This is a genomic window from Actinomadura sp. WAC 06369, from assembly GCF_003947565.1.
Classification (GTDB): Bacteria; Actinomycetota; Actinomycetes; order Streptosporangiales; family Streptosporangiaceae; genus Spirillospora; species Spirillospora rifamycini.
Map to the genome: position 1 here is coordinate 1 of NZ_QHJN01000040.1, position 21289 is coordinate 21289.

The following is a 21289-nucleotide window of genomic DNA, read 5'->3' on the forward strand; positions in this document are numbered from 1 at the left end:
GTGCCGACCCGCTTCGGGTCGCCCGCCTGCAGCGGCTCCGTCTTCGCGTTGGACACTCCGCCCGCCCTCCCGCCGCGCCGGCCACCGACCGGACCCGGCCGTCCGGGCTCCCCCGGGGACCGAAGCGCCGCAGGGGCCCGGCCGCGCGCCGGTCCGACCGCTAATAAACACTGCCGTTCTCCTAAGAGTACAGCCCGCGGCACGGCACGCGGGGCGGTCAGCCGAGGGTGAGGCGTCCTTCTATGAGCGCCCGCTGGGCGGGGTTGGCGGTGAGCCGCAGGGCCCTCCCGTCGGCGGCGCGGGCCTCGGCGGGACGGCCGAGGGCGCGCAGCAGTTCGGCCCGGGTGGCGTGGTACGGCGGGTAGCGCTCCAGGGTCGCGCGGTCGTTCTCCGGGAGGGCGTCCAGGTCGGCCAGGGCGTTGCGGGCGCCGCCGCGGGAACCGGGGTGGTGGTGCAGGGCGATGGCGCGCTGGAGCCGGTGCACGGGGGACGGCGCCATCGCCAGCAGCATGTCGTACAGCACGACGATCTGCGGCCAGTCGGTGTCGTCCCAGGCAGGTGCTTCGGCGTGGCAGGCGACGATCGCGGCCTGCACCTGGTACGGGCCGGGGCCGCGGAGCGCCGCGGCGCGTTCGAGCAGCCGGACCCCCTCGGCGATGGCGTCGCGGTCCCAGCGGGCGCGGTCCTGGTCGCGCAGCGGCACCAGGTCGCCGCCGCCGTCGAAGCGGGCGGCGGCGCGGGCCCGGTGCAGGCGGATGAGGGCGAGCAGGCCGAGGACCTCGGGCTGCCGCGGCATCAGCCACGCGAGCTGCGCGGCGAGCCATTCGGCGTCGGCCGCCAGGTCGGGCGCGTGCGTCCGTCCGCCCGTGCTGGCCAGGTACCCCTCGTTGAACAGCAGGTAGATGACGGTCAGGACCTCGCGCAGCCGGTCGGGAAGGTCGTCGCCGGCGGGGACGCGGTAGGGGATGCGCGCGTCGGCGATCTTGCGTTTGGCACGGGTGATGCGCCGGGAGACCGCCGGTTCCGAGGCCAGGAGCGCGGCGGCGATCTGCGCGGTGGTGAGCCCGCACACGGCCCGCAGGGTGAGCGCGATCCGCGCGGCCGGCGGCAGCGCGGGGTGGCAGCAGGTGAACAGCAGCTTGAGCCGGTCGTCGGGTTCGGACGGCACCGGCCACCGCAGCCGCGCCAGCTTGTCGCGCTGGACGGCGCGGCGGCGCAGCACGTCGATGCCGCGGCGGCGCGCGGTGGTGAGCAGCCAGGCGTCCGGATGCTCGGGGATCCCGTCGACCGGCCAGCGCCGCAGCGCGGTCTCGACCGCGTCCTGGACGACGTCCTCGGCGGCGGCGAAGTCGTCCAGCACCCGCACCAGGCACGCGGTGAGCCGGCCCGCGTGCTCGCGCACGGTGCGGGCCAGCTCGGCGTGCACCCGCGGGTCCGGGTGGGCGGACGCCATCAGGTGATCGGGCGGATCTCGACGAGCGGGCACGCCGGCCACGAGCGGGCCACCGCCATCGCCGCGTCCAGGTCGGCGACCTCGATCTCGGCGTACCCGGACACGACCTCCTTGCCTTCCACGAACGGCCCGTCGGTGACGATCGCGTCCCCGCCCGCCAGCCGCATCGTGGTGGCGGTCTCGGCGGGCCGCAGGTGCGCGTGGTGGGTGATCACGGCCGCGTGCTCGGTGAACCAGCGCCCCACCGCCTCGAACGCCGCCTGCCGCTCGTCCTCGCCCATCGCCTCCAGCTCGCGGGCGAACTCCTCGGTCTCGACGAACATCAGCACGTACTTCACGTGTGTCTCCTTCCCCGGAACGGCCGCCCGACGTCTTTCGCCGGGAAGCGCTCCTCACCCCCAAGACGAACGGGCCCTCCCCCGATCCGACACCGCCGCCGGCCGTTTTCCCCGGCGTCGCCGGGGTCAGGCCCGCCTTGCGGAGCCGGGTGCCGAGGCCCGTCCAGGCGTTCGGGACGTCCGGCGGCCCGGCGAACCAGCGCTCCCAGACCGGTCGGACGTGCTCGGGGACGGGCGGGAAGTACACCCCGTCGAGCTCCAGGTCGATCAGGTCCGTGCCGTGCGCGGACGGGCGCCAGGCGCGGACCTCGACCCAGAGCGTCCGGTCGGTGAGGGGTTCGCCCCGGTCGTCCCGTATCTCCAGGACGGTCTCGTCGAGGTTCAGCGCGCGGCGGGTGCCCTTCGCCAGGGCCGCCCGCAGCCGGTCTCCGGGGGCGAGGCCGCGCAGGACGAGCGCGGGCCGCTCCCGCTCGGGCGGCAGGACGCGGGCGAACTCCCGGCAGGAGCCCAGCCACCGGCGCTCGTCGTGCACCCGGACGCGGCCCCGGTGCCCCTCGGGCGGGCCTTCGTCGTCGTCCAGGCCGGTCAGCACGAGGCTGCCCGACGCCGGGTGGAGCCCGGGGGCGCGGGCGTCCTCCAGCAGCCAGGCGTCGCCGCCGTCGGGGACGAGCCAGACCCGGTCGCCGACCCACCCGTGGACTCCGGCGCCGTCCGGGACCCAGCCGAGCAGCTCGTACGTCCCGCGCTCGGGCTCGCCGAAGAGGCCGTCCACCGCGGCGCACACGCCGAGGACGTGGTCGTCTTCGGCGGCGACCAGGGTGAACCGGCCACGTCCGCGATGTTCCACGATGCCCATCATGCCCGGATCGGCGCGCGGGCGGGGATGCCTGTCGGGGGCGGCTGGCAGGGTTGCGCGGAAACGCTCCCGAGAAAGGTGACGCCATGACGCTGCTCGACTCCAGCGGACGGGCCCTCCCGCTGCCTCCCGACCCGCCGAGCCCGGTGCCGGACGAGGTCGGGCGCGGGCTGGCGGCGTTCCGGGCGGGCGACGCCGGGCGGGCGCGGGAGCTGCTGGCCGCGGCCGCCGACGCGGGACGGACGAGCGCGTCCGGGCACGCGGCGATGGCGCTGGCGGGCATCGGGATCGGCGAGGACGGGCTCGACGGCCCGCACCGGGCGCGGCTGGAGCAGGCGGCCTCGGGCGAGGACCCGTGGCTGGGGCCGCTGGCCGCGGTGCTGCTCACCCCGGACTTCCGGTCGGGCGCCTCGGCGGACCCGGACGGGCGGCTCCTCCCGGGCCTCGCGGCCTGGCTCACCGGTGACCCGGACGCCGCGCGGGACGGCTTCGGGCGCACCTTCGAGGCCCGCAAGGGCACGGCCGCCGGAGACGTCGCGGGCCTGCTGCTCGGCGCCCTCCTCGTCCAGGGCGGGGAGCCGGAGGCCGCCCTCGAACCGCTCCGCTACACGCGGAAGATGTCCGACGGCACACTGGCGGCCTTCGCCGGCCATCTCGAGGCGCACGTCCTCATCGGGCAGGGCAAGAAGGAGCGTGCGAGCACGGCGCTGTCGTACGCGCACCGCGCGTCCCATCCGGCAGGAGGCGGCGACGCGGGGCTGCACCCGTGGGTCGCGGTCAGGTTCGGCGAGCTGCTGGCGAGCGAACCGTGGATGGACATCGTGTACGACCAGGTCGAGCAGAGCGGGGTGAGCGAGGGCTCGGTGATCCGGGAGCCGTTCGAGTCCGCCCAGTACCAGAAAGAGGTCAGCGCACCCGCGCTCGCCGACATCGGCCTGTTCCTGTTCCCGGCCACGTTCGAACCCGTGCACGCGGGTCTGGACCGTCTGAAGGAATGGAGCGACGAACGGTACGAGCGCGCCCGCAGGCTGGTGCTCACGCTCTACACCTTCGTCGAGGACGGCCGCGACGCGGAGCGCACGCGGGGCCTGGCGGAGCTGCTGGCGAAACTCGACCTGCCGAGGCCCGAGTACTGATCGGCGAAGGGCGCGGGTGCCGCGCCGCCGGCCGTGTCCGCCTTCGGACACGGCCGTTTCACCGGTCGGGATGTTCATGGATGGTGAGGCCATGCGCTCCCTGATCCGTGTCCTCACCCTCGCCGCCGCCGGTGCCGCCGCGGCCTTGACCGCCTCCCCCGCGCTGGCGTCCGCTCCCGCCGGGTTCCCGGTGTGCATTCCGGAAGCGCCGGTGTGCGCGGGCATCACCGGCGAGCCGGGGGGCTACTTCTATGCGTTCCGCTTCCAGCCGCAGCCGACCGGCGTCCTGACGTTCACCGTCAACGACGCGTACGCGCCCGGGAGCGTGTACTACGAGAGCGGCCCCACGTACCTGCGCGGCGAGTACCGGCCCACCGTGCCGCTGGTCAGCGGGGACGAGGTCTGCTTGAGCTACACGATCTCCGGCTGGCCCGGCGAGACCTGCGACACCGTGCCGTGACCGGCCGTCGCGGTCGCCCGCCGCCCGCGGAGGTCAGGCGAAGCCTGTATCTCTAGAGGGGACACAAGGGGGCGATGCGCATCATGGCGGGGCCGGTCGAACTGTGCGGCAGAGAGCCGGAGGCCGCGTCGGTCGCGGACCTGCTCGCCGGGGCGCGCCGCGGCGAGAGCGCGGTGCTGGTGCTGCGCGGGGAACCGGGCATCGGCAAGACGGCGCTCCTCGACCACGCCGCCGCGGCGGCCGGGGACCTGCGGACGCTCCGCGGCGCGGGCGTCGAGTTCGAGGCGGAACTGCCGTACTCGGGCCTCCAGCTGCTGCTGCGTCCGGCGCTGGGCCGCCGCGCCGCGCTGCCCGCCCCGCAGCGCGCGGCCCTGGAGGCGGCGTGCGGGCTCGGCGCGGGCGGCGGCGCCGACCCGATGCTGGTGGGGCTCGCGGTGCTGTCGCTGCTCACCGACCACGCGGGCGCGGACGGGGCGCTGTGCCTGGTCGACGACGCGCAGTGGCTCGACCGGGCCTCGCGGGACGCGCTGCTGTTCGCCGCGCGGCGCCTGCAGGCCGAGGGCGTCGTCATGCTCTTCGCCGTCCGGGACGGCGAGGGCGACTTCCCGGCGGCGGGCCTTCCGGAGCTGCGGCTGGCCGGGCTGGCCCCGGCGGCGGCCGCCGCGCTGCTCGACCGGGCGCCGCTGGCTCCCGACCTGCGGTACCGCCTGCTGGCGGAGGCGGGCGGGAACCCGCTGGCGCTGCTGGAGCTGCCGGTGGCCCTGGCCGCCGAGGGCGGCGGGGCGTTCGCGCCGCGCGCGCTCCCGCTGACCGACCGCCTGCGGCTGGCCTTCCACGGGCAGGTCGGCCGGATGCCGGAGGCGTGCCAGCGGGTGCTGCTGGCGGCGGCGGCCGAGGAGTCCGGCGAGGTTGCGGTGATCCTGCGCGCCGCCGCCGCGCTGGGCGCGGCCGTCGAGGACCTGGCCCCGGCCGAGCGGGCCGGGCTGGTGCTGCGCGGGGGCGCCGAGGGCGTGCTCCGCTTCCGCCATCCGCTGGTCCGCGCCGCCGTCTACCAGCGTGCGCCGCTCGCGCAGCGGCTCGCCGTGCACCGCGCGCTCGCCGCCGCCCTCGACGCGCCCGAGCACGCCGACCGCCGGGCCTGGCACCTGGCGGCCGCCGCGACCGGAGCCGACGACGGGGTCGCCGCGGCGCTCGAACGCACCGCCGTCCGCGCGCGGGAGCGCAGCGGCCACCAGGCGGCGGCCGCCGCGTACGAGCAGGCCGCGCGGCTGAGCGCCGGGCCCGGAGACCGCGCGCGGCGCGAGGTCCTGGCGGCGGAGGCGGCCCTGGAGGCGGGCGACCTGGAACGTGCCAAGGCCCTCGGGACGCGCGCGTCCCGGCGGCAGGCCGGCCGGGACCCGGCCGGGCACGCGCGGATCGCCGCGGTGCGGGCGCACGCGGACTTCTGGCAGGGCTCCTACGCCGCCGCCCACCGGACGCTGCTGGACGGCGCCGCGCTCGTCCGCGACACCGACCCGGACCGGGCCGCCGCCCTGCTGGTCCAGGCCGTCCACCCGTCCTGGTACCTGGGCGAGCGGGCGCTCGCGGCGACGCTGGACCGGCTGACCGCGCTGCCGGACGACGGCGCGAGCCCGTTCGCGCCGATCGGCCCCTTCCTCGCCCGCCTCGGCCGGGACCGCGCCGGCCCGCCGCCGGGCCTGGGCGGCACCGTCGCCGAGGTGCGGCGGCGCGGCGGCGTCCCCGACCAGGCGCTGATGATCCTGTGCGGTGCCGCGCTCGCGCTGGGGCAGGACGCCGACGCGCACGCGCTGGCGGCCGAGCTCGCCGACGGGCAGCGCGCCCGGGGCGGCGCCGGGCGGCTGCCGACCGTGCTGTTCTTCGTGGCGGAGGGCGAGGTGTTCACCGGGCGGCATCTGGACGCGCTCGCCACGGCGTCCGAGGCCCTGGGGCTCGCCCGCGCCACCGGGCAGCGGCAGTGGGTCGGCCAGTTCGCGAGCGTGCTCGCCTACCTCGACGCGGTGCGGGGGCGGGAGGCGGACTGCCGCCGGAACGCCGAAGACGGGCTCGCCGGCGCGGCCGTCGGCGGCGTCTCGCCCGGAGCGCCGTGGGCGCACTGGTCGCTCGGGCTGCTGGACCTCGGGCTCGGCCGCGCCGAGGCGGCGCTCGCCCGCTTCGAGCGGCTGGCCCGCGAGCCGATGCGCCACCACATCTGCGCGACCCGCTCCATCCCCGACCTGGTGGAGTCGGCCGTCCGGGTGGGGGCGCCGGAGCGCGCCGCGGAGCCGCTGGAGCGCTTCGAGCGGTGGGCCGGGGCGGTCGGGCTGCCGTGGGCGGACGCGCTGGTGCTGCGCTGCCGCGGGCTGCTGGCCGCCGACGACCGGGCCGAGGAGTGCTACACCGGGGCCCTGCGGCTGCACGACCGGGACGACCGCGCGCTGGAGTACGCCCGGACCGCGCTGCTGTACGGCGAGTGGCTGCGCCGGGCCCGGCGCAAGGCCGAGGCGCGCGGGCGGCTGCAGGACGCGCTGGACGTCTTCGACCGGCTCGGCATGCGCCCGTGGGCCGACCGCGCCCGCGGCGAGCTCACCGCGACCGGCGTCCCGGACCGGGGCGCGCGGGCCGGCGGGGCGGCCGCCGGCCTCACCCCGCAGGAGCTCCAGATCGCGCGGCTCGCCGCGCGGGGCCTGTCCAACCGCGACATCGCGGCGCGGCTGTTCCTCAGCCACCGGACGGTCGGCTACCACCTCTACAAGGCGTATCCCAAACTCGGCGTCGCCTCCCGGGGCGAGCTGAGGGACGTCGCCGACCGGCTCGGGCTGTGAGAGGCTGCCCCGGTGACGGCTCCCGAGCAGGCGCTCCCCCCGCAGGTGCTTCCCGGACAGGTGCTTCCCGTGGACGTCGACGAGGTCCCGGCGGTCGAGCTCGGACCCGGCGTCCGCGCCCGGACGCTCCCGGGCATGCCGGGCGTCCGGACGTGGGTGATCGACCTGGACCCGGGCGCGGAATGGCCGGGGCTCGACGTGCACGAGACCTACGGCGAGGCGTACTTCGTCGTGCGCGGCGAACTCATCGAGGGGGACCTGGTCCACGGGCCGGGCACCTACGTCGCGTTCGGTCCGGGGACGAGCCACCGGCCCCGCACCGAGACCGGTGTGCGCGCGTTCGGGTTCAACTACGACGCCTGAGGAGTCCCGGCGGGACGAGCGGTGGCCCGCGGGCTATCCGGCGGCGAGCGCGTCCCGCATGGCCCGCACGGCGGGGGCCGGGTCGTAGCCGTCGGGGACGCCCTCGACCAGGACGATGTCGCCCTCGATGTGCCGCGAGCGCAGCGGCGCGATCGCCCGGTACGCGGGCGAGTCCCACCAGGCCCGCGCTTCGGCGGCCCCGGGGAAGCCGATCATCACGACGGCTCCGGGCCAGCCGCCCTCCAGCACCCGGTGGGCGGTCATGTGCACGAGGTAGCGGCCGCCGTACGGCGCGAACGTGCCGGGCAGGCGCTCGATGTAGTCGGCGATGTCCGGGTGCGGAGGGGCGTCCTGCAGGTGGGCGATGACGTAGGCGGTCACGGTTGCTCCTCGGATGGTGCGGGCGGATGCTGCGGGCGGCGGGGCGGGGCGGGGCGGGCCGCGGCGCGGCCCGCCCCGGGGGCGGTCAGGCTCCGGCCGGGACCCGGTCGAGGAAGCCGAGCACCTGGCGGATCCGCCCGTCGGCGCCGAGCACCGCGACGTCGAAGCCGATGACGACGGGCTCGCCGCCCGCGGGGCCCAGGTGCCAGGTGAACCGGGCGATGTCGTGGTGGGCGTCCACCGCGCCGCCGAGGCTGAAGACCAGCCCGCCGAACTGCGCCTGGACGGCCGCGATGGTGGCGTCGAGCCCGTCCGGGCCCTCGACGGACGCCAGCGGGTCGGTGTAGACGGCGTCGTCGGCGAAGACCTCCGCCAGGATCGCGCGCCGCGCGGCGGCGTCGGTCTCGTTCCACGCGGCGAGGTAGCGCTCGACCAGCTCGGTGATGTCGCTCATGTGCTTCTCCCTGGGGCGTGCTCTCTCTTGGTGATGACCACGCTAGGGAGGCGGGGCGTGCGGGGAATCTGACGTGCTTAGGTACTTTCGCGCGGCGGGCGGGGCGCCTCTCATGGCGCGGTGAGCACCAGCGGCGAGTTGATGACCGTGCTTCCCGTCGCCCAGATCCGTCCGCTCGGCGCGACGGAGACGTCGTCCACCCACGTCTCGACCGGGGTGGTGAACGTCTGCCAGGTGCCGCCCGCGTAGCGCAGGAGCGGCGCGGGGCCGTAGATGCTCGCGCGGGAGAGGACCACGAGGGGGTTGCCGTCGCCGTCCAGCCGCACCTTCTCGCCGTAACCGTCGAAGGCGTCGGCGGCGGGGGCCGCGGTCCACGCCGCGCCGTCCCAGCGGTACAGGGCGTCCCAGGTGAGCGCCCACACCGTGCCGCCGGCGGCGGGCGCGACGCTCTCGACGCACCGGTCGGCGGGGAGCGGGGGCAGCGCGGTCCAGGCGGCGCCGTCCCAGCGCAGGACGACCGGTTCGGGCCGTCCGGCGGCGGCGTCGTAGCGGCAGCCGCCTCCCCACGCCTCGGTGGCGCCGCGGGCCTGGACGTCCGACAGCCCGTCCTGCAGCGGGCGGGCGACGGGGTCGGCCGCCCAGGCGCCGCCGACGCGGCGGAACAGCGCGGGGACGAGCTGCCCGCCGTCCGGGCCGCCGGAGACGTCGACCTGGATCCACACCCCGGCCGGTCCCGCCCACATGCGGGTGCCGTGGGCGTAGGCGACGCCGGGCGGCGGGGCGACCGGCCGGAACGCGGTGCCGTCGAACCGCGCGAGGTAGAGGTCCTCGTCGTCCTGGACGCCCCAGGCCCAGACCTCGCCGCCGTGCGCGACGACCTGCCAGACGGCGCCGCTCCCGGACCAGCCTTCGAGCGGGTACTCCTTCCACTGCGCGCCCGCGCGGCGGCGCACCACCGGATTGCCGGTGCCGTCGCCCGTCCGCCCCTGCCGGCCGGAGATCCACGCCTCGGTGTCGGAGACGGCGGCGACGCCGGTCACCCCCGCCCGGGGCCACAGGAACGGAAGCGGGACGTCGCGCAGCGCGGCCGGTGCGGGCTCCGCGTGGACGGCGGCGGCGGGGGTCAGGGCGACGACTGCGGCGGCGGCGACGGCGAGCCGGACGGGGAGTGCTCTCATGCGGCCATCATGCGGCGCCCGCCAAAAAGATGCCAGTGTTTACTGGGAAATTCGGCCGCGCCGCCCGGCCGGTACCGGTCGGCGCGGCGGCCGCTACGCGCGCGGCGGCCGCTACGCGCGCGGCTTCCGGTCCGCGGCGCGGGCCCGCTTCTCCTCGTCCTCCAGCAGGGGGCCGACGCGGAACGGGACCTGGTCGGTGAGGACGATCGAGGTGGTGCTGCGCCGGACGCCCGGGCAGGCGAGGATCGCGTCGATCACCTCGTGGAGCTGCTTGCCGTTCGGGGCGACCGCGCGCACCAGCAGGTCGCCCTGGCCGGTGATGCCGAGGACCTCCAGGACGCGCGGGATCGCCGCCAGCCCCGCCGCCGCCTCGCGCAGCCGCCCCTGCGCGACCTCCAGGGTGACGAACGCGGTCAGCTCGAAGCCGAGCGCGCCGAGGTCGACCTCCCGGCCGCGGTGCCCGATGACGCCCTCCCGTTCGAGGCGCTCGACGCGGGCGTGCGCGGTGTTGCGGGCGATGCCGAGCTTCGCGGCCAGCTCGGTGACCCCGATCCGCGGCTGCTCGACGAGCCGCCGCAGGATCTGCAGGTCGAGGAGGGTGGTACGGGTCACAGCGCTCAGCCTCCACGGTTCGTCCGGCCCATGTTTGAGCAATCTGCTCAACTATCGTCCAGCCATATTGCAATACGCTCACCGCAGAGCGCTAATGCAGGCATGAACACCATCGCTTCCCCGCTCCGCGACCGGCTGGAACTCGACCGGGGCCGGATCGCGATCGGCGGGGTCCACGCGCTCGTCCGGCTGCTGCTCGACCAGCGCCGCGCGGACGCCCGGCGCGGCTGGACGACCGCGGGGTTCGTCTCCGGGTACCGCGGCTCGCCGCTCGGCGGGCTCGACCAGCAGCTCGTGCGGGACGCGGCGCTGCTGGAGGCGGACGGCATCCGGTTCGTGCCCGGCGTGAACGAGGAGCTGGCGGCGACGGCCGTCTACGGCTCGCAGCTCGCCGAGCACCTGCCCGGCCCGCGCTACGAGGGCGTCTTCGGCCTCTGGTACGGCAAGGCGCCGGGCGTGGACCGGTCGCTGGACGCCTTCAAGCACGCGAACTGGCTCGGGACGTCCGCGCGCGGCGGGGTGCTCGCGGTGGTGGGCGACGACCCGTCGTGCAAGTCGTCCACGCTGCCGTCGGCGACGGAGGGCGCGCTCGCCGAGGCGTTCATGCCGGTGCTCGTCCCGGCGTCGGTCGGGGACGTGCTGCGGCTCGGCCGGCACGGGTTCGAGATGTCGCGGTTCAGCGGCGCCTGGACGGGCTTCAAGGTCGTCACGGACGTCGCCGACTCGCACGAGGTGGTGGACGTCGCGCCGCTGCCCGACCCGGTGCTGCCCGAGTTCGCGTGGCGGGGGCGCCCGTGGCGGCCGACGCGGCGGCCCGGCGTCGACCTGAAGGACACCGTCGCCCTGGAGCCGGAGGTGCTGGAGGGGCGGCTGCGGGCCGCGACCGCGTACGCCGCGGCGAACGGCCTCGACCGGATCGAGGGCGCGACCGGCGACGCGGCGATCGGGCTGGTGGCCGCCGGACGCACCTACCTGGAGCTGCGGGAGGCCCTCGACCGGCTCGGGCTGGACGACGCGGCGCTGGAGCGGCGCGGCGTCCGGCTGCTGCGGCTCGCCCTGGTCCACCCGCTGGACGCCGACCGGGTGCGGGAGTTCGCGCGGGGGCTCCGCGAGATCGTCGTGGTGGAGGAGAAGCGGGCGTTCATCGAGACGCAGATCCGGGACGTCCTGTACGACGCGGCGGACCGCCCCGCCGTGTACGGCAAGCGCGGGCCGACCGCGTACGGCGAGTCGGCGCCGCGCGTCCCCGGGTCCGGGCCGGACGGGACGCTCGTCCCGGTCGACGGCGGGCTCGACGCGGACCGGATCGTCAAGGCGCTGGCCCGGTACCTCGCCGACCGGATCGGCGCGGAGCACGTCGACCTGCGCGACCCCGTGCTGCGGCCCGGCAAGCCCGCGATCACCCTGCTCGGGGCCGCGCGGACGCCGTACTTCTGCTCGGGCTGCCCGCACAACCGGTCGACGGTCGTCCCGGACGGGTCGATCGCCGCGAGCGGCATCGGCTGCCACGTGATGACGGTGTTCACCGACCGCAGCATCGGGACGACGCAGATGGGCGGCGAGGGCGCGATGTGGGTCGGCGCGGCGCCGTTCAGCGACACCGAGCACCTGTTCCAGAACCTCGGCGACGGGACGTTCTTCCACTCGGGCGGCCTCGCGATCCGGCAGGCGGTCGCGGCGGGCACGAACATCACCTACAAGATCCTCTACAACGCGGCCGTGGCGATGACCGGCGGGCAGGACGCCGACGGCGGCGCCGACCCGGCGGCGATCACCCGGATGCTGCACGCCGAGGGCGTCGCGAAGATCGTCGTGGTGGCGGACGACCCGTCCCGGTACCCGCGCGGGACGGACTGGGCGCCGGGCGTCCGCGTCCGGCACCGCGACGACCTGGACGCCGTCCAGCGCGAGCTGCGCGCGACGCCCGGCGTGACCGTGCTGCTGTACGACCAGGCGTGCGCGGCGGAGACGCGGCGCAAGCGCAAGCGGGGCCTCGTGCCCGACCCGCGGACCCGCGTGCTGATCAACGAGTCGGTCTGCGAGGGCTGCGGCGACTGCGGCGTGAAGTCGAACTGCCTGAGCGTCGCGCCCGTCGAGACCGAGTTCGGGCGCAAGACGCAGATCGACCAGACGTCCTGCAACAAGGACTACTCGTGCGTCGACGGGGACTGCCCGTCGTTCCTGACGGTCGTCCCGGGCGAGGCTAAGGCCGCGCGGCCCCGGCTGCCGGAGATCGGGGCGCTCGCCGAGCCGGAGTCGCGCCCCGCGGCGGCGGACGTCCTGCTGGTCGGCATCGGCGGGACCGGCGTCGTGACCGTCAACCAGGTCCTCGCGACGGCCGCGCTGCTCGACGGGCGGCACGCCCGCGCGCTCGACCAGACCGGGCTCAGCCAGAAGGCCGGCGCGGTCGTGTCGCACCTGCGGATCGGGGACGGCGGGCGCGACCGCCCCGGCATGGTCGGCGCGGGCGGCGCGGACGCCTACCTGGTGTTCGACGCGCTGGCCGGGACGTCCGACGCGAACCTGCGCCGCTGCGCGCCGGACCGCACCGCCGCGGTCGTGTCGACCAGCGAGGTCCCGACCGGCCGGATGATCACCGACACGTCGGCGGCGCTGCCGCCGAGCGCCGCGCTCGTCCGGCGGATCGCGGACCGCACGGACGCCGGCCGCCTGGTCGCGTTCGACGCGCTCGCGCTCGCCGAGCGCTGGTTCGGCGCGACGACCACCGCGAACTTCGTCGTGGTCGGCGCCGCCTACCAGGCGGGACTGCTGCCGCTGTCGGCGGACGCGATCGAGCGGGCGCTCGCGCTCAACGGCGTCCAGGTGGACGCGAACGTGCAGGCGTTCCGCGCGGGGCGGCGGCTCGTCCTCGAACCGGGCTGGGCGGACGAGCCCGCGGCGCCGTCCCCCGCGCCGGTGCGGCGCCCGCTGGACCGCACCGCGCCCGCCGCCGAGCGCCTGGTCGACGCGTCCGGGGCGGACGGCGAGCTGGCCCGCGTCCTGCGGATCCGGGTGCCGGACCTCGCCGCCTACCAGGACCTCGCGCTCGCCGAGCGGTACCTGGCCGCCGTGCTGCGCGTCGCCGCCGCCGAGCGGGCCTCCGGCGCGGACGGGCAGCGGCTCGCGGTCGCCGTCGCGCGGAACCTGTACAAGCTGATGGCCTACAAGGACGAGTACGAGGTGGCGCGCCTGCACCTCGACCCGGAGCTGGCCCGGCGGGTCGAGGAGCGGTTCGGCGCGGGCGCCGAGGTCCGGTACATGCTGCACCCGCCGCTGCTGCGGGCGGTGGGGCTGGACCGGAAGATCGCGCTCGGCCGGTCGGCGCGCCCGGCGTTCCGCGCGCTGCGCGCGATGCGGCGGCTGCGCGGCACCCCGCTCGACCCGTTCGGCGCCGCCGCGCAGCGCCGCGCGGAGCGCCGCCTCGTCACCGGCTACGTGGCCGTCGTCAACGAGCTGGTCGCGGGCCTCCGCGACGGCGCGTCCCCGGAGCGGCGCGACCTCGCCGCCGAGATCGCGGAGCTGCCCGACATGGTCCGCGGCTACGAGGACGTCAAGACGGCGAACATCGCCCGCTACGAGGAGCGCCTCCGCGAGCTGCTGGCGGCGTGGCGCACGGAACGCTCCCCGGTCGCCCGCTGACCGGCGCGCCGACGCCCCCGCCGCGCGGCGGGGGCGTCGGTGTGCGCGGGCGCGGTCAGCGGCGGGTGGTGCGGCCGACCTCGCGGACCGCGTCCTTCGCCTTCTCGGCGACCTGCTTGGCGCCGCCCGCGGTGCGGTCCTTGCGGCCCTCCGCCTCCAGGTAGGGGTCGCGCGACCCGCGTCCCGCGTTCTCCTTCGCGCGGCCCTTGGCGCGCTGGGTCCGGTTCTTGAGCTTGTCGAGCATGCCCATGGGACTGTCCTCTCCGGGGGTCCGTCGTCGGCCGGTACGGGTGGACGGTCGGGGCCGTCCGCGGCCGGCCGTCAGCCGGTGCGGCGCCGCCCGCCGCGGCGGAACAGCTCCGCCTCGTGGTGGATCCTGGCTTCGGTCGCCATGAGCCGGGCCTCCGCGCGCTCGGTCCGCATCCGCGCGTCCATCTCCCGGAAGGTCGGCACCCTGCGCTCCGCGCGGGACCCCGCCCCGGACCGTTTCGCCATCCTTCGCCGCAGGCCGTCCAGCAGTGCCACGTTCGTCTCCCTCCACGCCGTACGGGCGACAATGTCCCCGATACCGGGCGTTCCATGCGTGGCGGTGCTCACGTCCCGCCGCCGGGACGGGCGCGGGCTCAGCGCAGGACGGGGACGAGGTAGCGGCGGGCGAAAGCGCGCGCGCCCTCGTCGTCGAGGGGGATGAGCCCGGCCGGGGTCAGCAGCAGCGACTGCGTGAGCCGGACCAGGATCTCCGCGACGACCTCCGGGTCGAAGTCGCCCGCGTCGCCCTGCCGCTGGGCGGCGCGCAGGCGGCGGGCGAGGTAGCCGCGGGCGGCGGCCAGCAGCGGCCCCGCCCGTCCGGTGGCGTGCGGGAGCAGGACGTCCGGCTCCAGCACCATCAGGCGGTTCAGCAGCCGCTGCTCGCGGCTGATCCGCAGCGTGGTGACGAACCCCTCGACGAGGCGTTCCTCCAGGGTGTCGAAGGCGGCGACGGACCGGTCGAGCTCGTCGAAGAAGCGCCGCGCCTCGCGCAGCAGGACCCCGGTGACCAGCTCGTTCTTGCCGGGGAAGCGCCGGTAGACGGTGGCGCGGCCGAGCCCGGACGTGCGCGCGACGTCGTCCATCGTGGTGCGGCGCGGCCCGAAGGCGGTGAACAGGTCGAGCGCGGCGTCCAGGATCCGGTCCGCCTGGGGCCCGGACGCCGTCCCGGACGGCTCGGCGAGCAGCCCGCGCAGCACCGCGTCACCGGCGGGGTCGGCGGGGTCGGCTTCGGCGGGGCTCGCAGCGGCGGGGTTCGGATCGTCCTGGTGGCTCATCCCGCCGACGAGCCTACCGGCGCAGGCGGGCGCGCAGCAGGGCGCGGGAGGCGATCGGCGAGTAGCGCAGCGGCCCGACCATCCCGCGGTCGGCGGTCCGCAGGGCGGCGGCGAAGGCGCGGAACCGGCGCTCGTCGGCGGCCGACCAGGGCAGCCCGAACCGCTCGCGCAGGACCGGCGGCAGGGCGCCGGTGCCGACCCGGCGCAGCACGGCGGCCGTCGGCAGCGCGAGCCCGGACCAGGCCGGGTCCGGAAGCGGCCAGCGCGGCGGGGGGCGGGAGCGGCGTCCGGTCGAGGTCGATGAGCAGCCGGACGGTGTCGTTGCACTCCAGGCGGTCCTCGACCATGGCGTCGAAGTACTCCCGGAAGGCGGCCGGGCCGGCCGGGAGGTGGCGCTCGGTGATGCCGAGGGCGAGCGCCAGGTCGCGCCACTCGCCGAACAGGGCTTCCTCCCGCGCCGCCGGGACGCCCCGGCCGAAGAGGCGCTGGGTCTGCACCATGCCGTGGAAGAGCGTGGCGTGCACCCACAGGTACGCCTCCGGGTTGAGCGCGTGGTAGCGGCGCCCCCGGTCATCCACTCCCTTGATGTCCTTGTGCACCTCGCGGAGCCGCGCCGCCTCCCGCCGTCCCCGCCGCTCGCCGCGGTAGCCGAGGAAGTCGAACGTGGACTCGAGGGTGCGCGCGAGCCGTCCCCACCGGTCCTCCAGGAACCCGGAGTGCTGCCCGACGCCCGCCCCGACGACCGGGTGGGCCACCTGGAGCAGCAGCGTGGCGCGGCCGGTCAGCGCCCCGCGCCAGTCGCCCGCGTACCGCCAGGTGAGGGAGTCGGGGCCGGGGATGGCGCCGGCGGTGATGGGACGGACGTCCAGGTCGGTCATGGCGGCCTCCGGGAGACGCTCGGACGTGTGAGACGTTCATACTCACTTCGTCTCACCATCTCACATCGGCCCCGCGCGGCCAATGCCCGGACGGAACCTCCGGCTTTGACACCCGTCTCGGCGGACCGCTATCAATTGGCTAACCGTTAGGCATAGGAGATCGAACGCCGTGGGCCGCTTCCTGCTCGTCTTCCGCCTCGTCCTGGCCGACGTGCGCCGGCATCCCGCCCAGGCCGCCGTCCTGGTCGTCTCGATCACCGCCGCCACCGCGATGCTGAGCCTCGGCATGTCGATGCAGGGCGCGACCGAGCGGCTCTACGAGCACACCCGGGCCGCCACGGCCGGACCGGACGTCGCCGCGTACTCGCCCGGCACCGACCCGGAGACCGTCCGGGCGCTGGAGTCCCTGGCGGACGCGCCCGGGGTCGTCGCGCACAGCGGCCCGCACCGCCAGTACCACACGTCGCTCACGGCGGGCGGCGCCACGGGCGCGGCGGTGGTGCAGGCCGTCGCGGAGGCGCCGGGCCCGGTCGACCGCCCGCTGGTGACCTCGGGCGGCTGGGTCCGGCCCGGCGGGGCCGTGCTCGAACGCGGTTTCGCCGCCGCGCTGGACGTCCGCGTCGGCGACGACGTCACGGTCGCCGGGCGCACGCTGCCCGTCGTCGGCATCGCGGTGACCGCGGCCCGCTCGGTCTACCCGTGGGCGCCGGGGATCGGCCCGAACGGCGGGCCGAGCGACGGCGGCGGCCTGGTCTGGCTGGCCGAGCCGGACACCCGCGCGCTGGCGTCGTCCGGCGACGTCCCGGTCACCTCCTTCACCTACCTGAAGCTGAAGGATCCCGGCGCGGCCGCGAAGCTGACCCGGGACGACCCCGCGCTCGCCCCGGCGTTCGCGGACACCTGGGTGAACTTCACGCCCTGGCAGATGATCGCCGAGCAGGACGAGGTCATCCTGCGGGGCAGCAAGCCGATCCTGGCCGTCGGGAGCTGGCTGCTCGCCTTCCTCGCCGTCGGCGGCGTCGCCACGCTCGCCGCGGGACGCGCCGTGCGGCAGACCCGCCGGGTCGGGCTGCTCAAGGCGGTCGGCGGCACGCCCGGCCTCGTCGCCGCCGTCCTGTTCGCCGAGTACCTCGCCCTGGCGCTCGTCGCGAACGTCCTCGGCCTGCTCGCCGCGCGGCTGGCCGGGCGCGCCGTGGTGAACCCCAGCGGCAGCCTGATCACCACCGCGGTCGGGCCGTCCGCGGACACCGCGGCGGTCACGACCGTCCTCGCCCTGGCGGTGGCCGCGCTGACCACGCTCGGCCCGACCGTGCGGGCGCTGCGCGCCGGCACCGCCGCCGCCCTCGCCGACGGCCCCCGCCCGCCCGCGCACCGGGCCCGCCTGACGCGGGTGTCGGCGCTGCTGCCGACCCCGCTGCTGCTCGGGCTGCGGCTGGTCGCCCGCCGCCCCGGCCGCGCCTTCCTGCACGCCTGCAACACCGCCTGCACGATGACCACGGTCATCGGCCTGCTGGTGATCTACGCCCAGCCGACGAAGGGCTACCCGGGCTCGGCGATGGCGACCGCGCTGCGGGACGCCCAGGAGCGCCACGTCATCCTGGCCGTCACCCTCGCGCTGATCGTCCTCGCCGCCGTCAACACCGTCGCGGTCACCTGGACGACGGCGCAGGACGCCCGGCCGACGATGGCCGTCGCGCGCGCCTTCGGCGCCACCCCCGCGCAGGTCACCGCCGGGCTGTCCGCCGCGCAACTGCTGCCGACGCTGCCCGGCGCCCTCGCGGGCATCCCCCTGGGCCTCGCCCTGTGCCTGCCGTTCAGCGCGGGGAACACGGTGTGGCCGCCCGCGTGGCTGCTGCTCGCCGCCGCGCTCGCCGCCCTGCCCGTGACGGCGGCGCTCACCGCCGTCCCCGCCCGCCTCGCGGCCCGCCGGTCCGTCGCCCGGACCCTCGCCCCGGAAGCGGGCTGAACGCGGCGATCCCTCGCGCTTTCGTGGGTAAAAGGGCCGGTAGCCCGGCCCGAACGCGGGGCGGACCAGAGCCTTGTAAAGGTCATACCTTTGCGGCATCGTGAGCGTACGCACCCGATGACCGACGGGCCGGACGGACGGAGGCGCCGTGGAAGCGATCGAGCCGCAGTACGGCACCGTCACGCTGCTGCTGATCGCGGCGGGCGCCGTGGCGGTGCTGCTCTTCCTGATCATGAAGGTGAAGCTGCACGCCTTCGTGGCCCTGGTGCTGGTGAGCGTGCTGACGGCCGTCGCCGTCGGGTTCGAGCCCGGCGACATCCCGGACGTGCTGATGTACGGGTTCGCCGACACGATCGGCGGCGTCGCCCTGCTGGTGGCGTTCGGCGTCATGCTCGGCCGGCTGCTGGAGGTCACCGGCGGCGCGCAGACGCTCGCCGACACGCTCATCGGCCGGTTCGGCGAGAAGCGCGCCCCGCTCGCGCTGGGCGTCGCGTCGCTGCTGTTCGGGTTCCCGATCTTCTTCGACGCCGGGCTCGTCGTCTTCGTCCCGATCATCCTCACCGTGGCGCGGCGCTTCGGCGGGTCCGTGCTGTACTACGCGCTGCCCGCGGCGGGCGCGTTCGCCGCGATGCACGCGGTCGTCCCGCCCCATCCGGGTCCCGTCGCGGCGGCGAACCTGATCGGCGCCAACGTCGGGCTCACGCTGCTCATCGGCATCCCCATCGCGGTGACCGCGTGGTACGTCGGCGTGATGCTGGTGTCCCGCTTCCTCGGCGCCAGGGTGCACGTACCGGTGCCGGACATCATCTTCGGCGAGGTGCGGGACGGCGACAAGGCCGAGGGGGCCGGATGGCGGGCGCCGTCCTTCGGCACGGTCCTCGCCCTGCTGCTCATCCCGCTGGTGCTGATCTCCTTCAACACGGTGCTCACGACACTGGTCGACACCGACGTCCTCGACGGGGACCAGGCGTGGGTCGGCTACCTGAGCCTGCTCGGCATCACCCCGGTGGCCCTGCTGATCACGGTGCTCGCGGCGATCCTGCTGCTCGGCCGCCCCAACGCGTCGATGGCCACCGTCAGCGGGATCGTCGACCGGGCGCTCGGGCCGGTGTGCGCCATCATCCTGATCACCGGCGCGGGCGGCATGTTCGGCGGGGTGCTGGAGCTCAGCGGCATCGGCGACGCGCTGAGCGAGAGCCTGTCCGACCTCGGCATCTCGCTGATCCTGCAGGCGTTCGTCATCGCGGCGCTGCTGCGCGTCGCGCAGGGCTCGGCGACCGTCGCGCTGACCACGACCGGCGGGCTGATCGCGGGCGCGGTCGCCGACGCCGATCTCGGCGACGTCAAGCTGGTCCTGCTCGTGGCCGCCATCGCGGCGGGCGCCACCGTCCTGTCGCACGTGAACGACTCGGGCTTCTGGCTGGTCAGCCGCCTGTTCGGGATGGACGAGAAGACCACGCTCAAGACCTGGACCGTCCTGGAGACGACGCTCGGCCTGTCGGTGTTCGCGATCGCCGCGGTCCTCTGGCTGGTCGTCTAGCCCCGGCGGGGCCGGGCGCCGGTCAGGACGGCGCCCGGTCAGGACGGCGCCCGGTCAGGAGCGGGCGCCGTTCCCGCCCAGCCGGCCCATCTCGTCGGCGACCTCGACGCAGATCGCCGTCATCGCGGCCCGCGCGACCTCGGACTCGCGGCCCGCGACGGCCTCGGCCACCACCAGGTGGAGGCGGAGCGCCTCCGGCTTGGGCCGCGGCGGCATCAGCCGGTGCAGCGTGCGGCCCCGCAGCACCTCCTCCACGACGTGCGCGAGGCCGGCGAACATCACGTTTCCCGATGCCTCCAGCAGCAGCCGGTGGTAGGCGATGTCGTGCTCGAGGAACGCGGCCAGGTCGCCGGCCGCGCCCGCCGTCTCCAGCGCCGCCCCCAGCTCGGTGATCCGGCCGCGCTGCCGGACGTCCGCGTGCCGGGCGGCCAGCGCGGCGGCGGGCGGCTCGATCGCGGTGCGCAGCTCCGAGAGCTGGTGCAGGTGGACGTCCCGGTCCGGCCCGCCGAGCCGCCACCTGATCACGGCGCGGTCGTAGGAGTCCCACTCGTCCGCCGGCAGCACCGTGACGCCGGTCCGGCGGCGGCTGGCGACCAGCCGCATCGACGCGAGCACCTGCACGGCCTCCCGGGCGACCGTCCGGGAGACGCCGAACTCCTGCTGCACCCACTCCAGGTTGACCTTCGCCCCCGGCTCCAGCGCCCCCGAGACGATCAGCGGTCCGAGCTTGGCGAGGACCTCCTCGTGCAGGGTCGGCATGCCCGCCAGGGTACCCGCGGGCGGTCCGGCGGCCCGGCGCCCGGGCGCCCGTCCGGAGACGCCGAAGGCGCCCGGCGGGGATGCCGGGCGCCTTCGGGACGCGCGTTGGATCGGGCGCGTGTTGGATCAGGCGCGTAAGGGGATCAGGCGTAGTCGGGGTAGCCGTAGCCGACGACCTGGCCCTTGTCGCGGGTCTTCTCCTGGACGGAGTTGTCGACGTTGCCCTCGATGGTGTCGATGGTGCCGTCGCCGTTGTCCTTCTCGACGATGCCGACGTGGTCGATGGCGCCGATGGAGCCGCCCGAACCCGCGCCCCAGTCGTAGAAGACGACCGCGCCGGGCTTGGCCTCCTGGCCCCAGCGGTCCTGGTCCTTGAACCAGCTCGCGTGCTGGACGGTGTAGGCGTCCCAGCCCATGTTCTTGACGCCGGTCTGCGAGCCGAGCCAGGACACGAACATGTCGCACCACTGGGCGCCCTTGTAGGCGTCGACCGAGAAGCCGCCGTCGCGGGCCGCGGTCGCCTCGGCGTGCGGCGTCGAGACGTACCAGTCGTGGAACTTGGTCATGTCGCCGGGCCCCTCCTCCTCGATGCCGACCTGCTCCTTGGCCAGGTCGATCACCTCGGACGCCGCGACGGCGCGCGGCGGGACCTTCCAGCCCTCGGCCTTCGCCTCGGCCGCGGTCATCGCGCCCGACGCCTCCGTCTTCCCGGAGTTCTGCGCCGCCGCGACGGTACCGCCGCCGGCCGCGCCGTGCGCCTCGGTGGCCGCGTCGGCCCCGCCGAGGGGGTGGAAGGCCGTCAGCCCGACGGTCCCGGCCAGCACCGCGCCGACGGCGACGCCGACGGCCCGCTCCTCCGGGCTCAGCCGCTTCACGGCGGCCTGCGGGTTGAAGCGCTTCACGGACTCGCTAAGTCGATCGAAACGACCGGTCATGCAGGGAATCTCCTTGTCTCCCATGGCGCCTACCGGGTTAGCTGACGGATTCGGGCATGGAAGAGCCCTACGGCGCGCTCGGGACGCGCCGATTCACCCCTGGTACTCGGGTCCCCGGCTCCGCTCGGCCCTCAGGGCCTCGTGCGGACTCGGCCTGCGCGCCGCGATGCGGCGCTGGATTGTCGGATTTCGCTGAGCGACTGCTCTCGGGCTCC

The 21289-nt window shown here is 76.0% G+C and carries 20 protein-coding genes and 1 riboswitch; of the genes, 8 read left to right on the plus strand and 12 right to left on the minus strand.

Features of this window, described 5'->3' with window-relative positions; translation table 11 throughout:
- Window positions 1–217: 217 nt before the first annotated feature.
- Complete coding sequence (locus DMH08_RS13565) at window positions 218–1453, minus strand: RNA polymerase sigma factor (protein WP_125614349.1); 1236 nt, start codon at window positions 1451–1453, stop codon at window positions 218–220.
- Window positions 1453–1791, minus strand: a complete 339-nt coding sequence (locus DMH08_RS13570) for a YciI family protein (protein WP_026403774.1) — start codon at window positions 1789–1791, stop codon at window positions 1453–1455. Before DMH08_RS13570 ends, DMH08_RS13565 begins: the two co-directional genes overlap by 1 nt.
- A 280-nt stretch (window positions 1792–2071) precedes the next feature.
- Here DMH08_RS13570 and DMH08_RS40085 point away from each other — a divergent pair, with 280 nt between their 5' ends.
- From DMH08_RS40085 to DMH08_RS13595, 5 genes are all read left to right on the plus strand, one after another.
- Window positions 2072–2737: a hypothetical protein gene (locus tag DMH08_RS40085; protein WP_158642299.1), complete on the plus strand. Its 666-nt coding sequence runs from the start codon at window positions 2072–2074 to the stop codon at window positions 2735–2737.
- Window positions 2734–3783 carry a hypothetical protein gene (locus DMH08_RS13580; RefSeq protein ID WP_125614266.1) on the plus strand — a complete coding sequence of 350 codons (1050 nt, stop codon included), beginning with the start codon at window positions 2734–2736 and terminating at the stop codon, window positions 3781–3783. The genes DMH08_RS40085 and DMH08_RS13580 overlap by 4 nt, the downstream gene beginning before the upstream one ends.
- A gap of 91 nt (window positions 3784–3874) precedes the next feature.
- Complete coding sequence (locus DMH08_RS13585) at window positions 3875–4243, plus strand: hypothetical protein (protein WP_125614269.1); 369 nt, start codon at window positions 3875–3877, stop codon at window positions 4241–4243.
- 74 nt (window positions 4244–4317) lie between these two features.
- A complete protein-coding gene (locus tag DMH08_RS13590) occupies window positions 4318–7065 on the plus strand; it encodes a helix-turn-helix transcriptional regulator (RefSeq protein WP_233617571.1) in 2748 nt (915 codons plus the stop codon).
- Window positions 7066–7077: 12 nt separating this feature from the next.
- Complete coding sequence (locus tag DMH08_RS13595; protein ID WP_233617572.1) at window positions 7078–7428, plus strand: anti-sigma factor; 351 nt, start codon at window positions 7078–7080, stop codon at window positions 7426–7428.
- Window positions 7429–7461: 33 nt separating this feature from the next.
- Here DMH08_RS13595 and DMH08_RS13600 read toward each other — a convergent pair whose 3' ends face one another.
- The 4 genes from DMH08_RS13600 to DMH08_RS13615 all read right to left on the minus strand — a co-directional run bounded on the left by DMH08_RS13600 (window position 7462) and on the right by DMH08_RS13615 (window position 10053).
- Entirely contained in the window at window positions 7462–7809 is a 348-nt protein-coding gene (locus tag DMH08_RS13600; protein ID WP_125614272.1) for a DUF1330 domain-containing protein, read from the minus strand.
- 85 nt (window positions 7810–7894) lie between these two features.
- Window positions 7895–8263 (minus strand): nuclear transport factor 2 family protein, encoded by a 369-nt coding sequence (locus DMH08_RS13605; RefSeq protein WP_125614275.1) that lies wholly within the window; start codon window positions 8261–8263, stop codon window positions 7895–7897.
- A gap of 110 nt (window positions 8264–8373) precedes the next feature.
- The gene (locus tag DMH08_RS13610) at window positions 8374–9441 is read right to left on the minus strand and encodes a hypothetical protein (RefSeq protein WP_125614277.1); all 1068 of its coding nucleotides are present in this window, start codon (window positions 9439–9441) and stop codon (window positions 8374–8376) included.
- A 111-nt stretch (window positions 9442–9552) separates the two neighbouring features.
- Complete coding sequence (locus DMH08_RS13615) at window positions 9553–10053, minus strand: Lrp/AsnC family transcriptional regulator (RefSeq protein WP_034519246.1); 501 nt, start codon at window positions 10051–10053, stop codon at window positions 9553–9555.
- A 30-nt stretch (window positions 10054–10083) separates the two neighbouring features.
- Between DMH08_RS13615 and DMH08_RS13620 the strand changes: the two genes are divergently transcribed.
- Window positions 10084–13692: an indolepyruvate ferredoxin oxidoreductase family protein gene (locus DMH08_RS13620; protein ID WP_267898542.1), complete on the plus strand. Its 3609-nt coding sequence runs from the start codon at window positions 10084–10086 to the stop codon at window positions 13690–13692.
- 55 nt (window positions 13693–13747) lie between these two features.
- On the opposite strand, the gene DMH08_RS13625 is transcribed toward DMH08_RS13620, so the two are convergent.
- The 4 genes from DMH08_RS13625 to DMH08_RS41595 form a co-directional block, all read right to left on the minus strand.
- Entirely contained in the window at window positions 13748–13942 is a 195-nt protein-coding gene (locus DMH08_RS13625; RefSeq protein ID WP_026403764.1) for a CsbD family protein, read from the minus strand.
- Between the two features lie 71 nt (window positions 13943–14013).
- The gene (locus DMH08_RS13630) at window positions 14014–14217 is read right to left on the minus strand and encodes a hypothetical protein (protein ID WP_125614283.1); all 204 of its coding nucleotides are present in this window, start codon (window positions 14215–14217) and stop codon (window positions 14014–14016) included.
- A 98-nt stretch (window positions 14218–14315) separates the two neighbouring features.
- Window positions 14316–14996 carry a TetR/AcrR family transcriptional regulator gene (locus DMH08_RS13635; protein WP_125614286.1) on the minus strand — a complete coding sequence of 227 codons (681 nt, stop codon included), beginning with the start codon at window positions 14994–14996 and terminating at the stop codon, window positions 14316–14318.
- The gene (locus tag DMH08_RS41595) at window positions 14993–15874 is read right to left on the minus strand and encodes an oxygenase MpaB family protein (protein ID WP_233617573.1); all 882 of its coding nucleotides are present in this window, start codon (window positions 15872–15874) and stop codon (window positions 14993–14995) included. Before DMH08_RS41595 ends, DMH08_RS13635 begins: the two co-directional genes overlap by 4 nt.
- A 169-nt stretch (window positions 15875–16043) precedes the next feature.
- Between DMH08_RS41595 and DMH08_RS13645 the strand changes: the two genes are divergently transcribed.
- Window positions 16044–17840 (plus strand): ABC transporter permease, encoded by a 1797-nt coding sequence (locus DMH08_RS13645; protein WP_125614292.1) that lies wholly within the window; start codon window positions 16044–16046, stop codon window positions 17838–17840.
- 148 nt (window positions 17841–17988) lie between these two features.
- On the plus strand, window positions 17989–19380 hold the full coding sequence (locus DMH08_RS13650; protein WP_125614294.1) for a GntP family permease: 1392 nt from the start codon (window positions 17989–17991) through the stop codon (window positions 19378–19380).
- Window positions 19381–19434: 54 nt separating this feature from the next.
- On the opposite strand, the gene DMH08_RS13655 is transcribed toward DMH08_RS13650, so the two are convergent.
- Together DMH08_RS13655 and DMH08_RS13660 are read right to left on the minus strand one after the other, a co-directional pair.
- A complete protein-coding gene (locus tag DMH08_RS13655) occupies window positions 19435–20139 on the minus strand; it encodes a FadR/GntR family transcriptional regulator (RefSeq protein WP_034519243.1) in 705 nt (234 codons plus the stop codon).
- Window positions 20140–20282: 143 nt separating this feature from the next.
- The gene (locus DMH08_RS13660) at window positions 20283–21074 is read right to left on the minus strand and encodes a CHAP domain-containing protein (protein ID WP_125614297.1); all 792 of its coding nucleotides are present in this window, start codon (window positions 21072–21074) and stop codon (window positions 20283–20285) included.
- 12 nt (window positions 21075–21086) lie between these two features.
- Window positions 21087–21214: riboswitch (cyclic di-AMP (ydaO/yuaA leader) on the minus strand.
- Window positions 21215–21289: the final 75 nt, after the last annotated feature.